The sequence below is a fragment of the Cellulomonas citrea genome, from assembly GCF_009829685.1.
Lineage (GTDB): Bacteria > Actinomycetota > Actinomycetes > Actinomycetales > Cellulomonadaceae > Cellulomonas > Cellulomonas citrea.
Window position 1 is genome coordinate 1 of record NZ_VWSD01000330.1, and the last position, 791, is coordinate 791.

At 71.4% G+C, this 791-nt stretch carries 1 protein-coding gene; it reads left to right on the plus strand.

Annotation, left to right across the window (positions count from 1 at the left end; all coding sequences use genetic code 11):
• Window positions 1-791 (plus strand): KUP/HAK/KT family potassium transporter (locus F2B26_RS16520; protein WP_438939216.1); only part of this gene is annotated, 791 nt, incomplete at both ends.

Genomic DNA, 791 nt, shown 5'->3' on the forward strand with positions numbered 1-791 from the left:
GCCGCGTCGGGCGGGGCGGCCGCGCCGGCGCCCCAGACGCAGGGCGCGGACGAGCCCACGCACCGGCAGGGCACCCGGGTCGCGCTGGCGTTCGGGGCGCTCGGCGTGGTCTTCGGGGACATCGGGACCAGCCCGCTGTACTCGCTGCAGACCGTGTTCAGCATCGACCACAACAGCGTGCAGCCCACCCCGGTGGACGTCTTCGGCGTCATCTCGATGGTGTTCTGGGCGATCACGATCGTCGTGTCGATCAAGTACGTCGCGCTCATCATGCGGGCCGACAACGACGGCGAGGGCGGCATCCTCGCGCTCGTCGCGCTGCTGCGGGACAAGCTCACCGACCGACGGCCGCTCGCCGCGGTGCTCGCGCTGGGCATGGTCGGTGCGGCGCTGTTCTACGGCGACAGCCTCATCACCCCGGCGATCTCCGTGATGTCCTCGATCGAGGGTGTCGTCGTCGTCGACCCGGGGTTCGAGAAGCTCGTGCTGCCGCTGTCCGTCGTCGTGCTCACGGCACTGTTCGCCATCCAGCGGTGGGGCACCGAGAGCGTCGGGCGGGCGTTCGGGCCGGTGATGGCGCTGTGGTTCGTCGTGCTCGCCGGGCTGGGGGTGCCGCACATCGTGGCGAACCCGTCCGTGCTGGCGGCGCTGTCGCCCACCTACGCGGTCGGGTTCGTCGTCGAGCACCCGTTCATCGCGTTCGTCGCGATGGGCGCCGTCGTGCTCACCATCACGGGGGCCGAGGCGCTCTACGCCGACATGGGGCACTTCGGCCCCTCGCCGATCCGGCG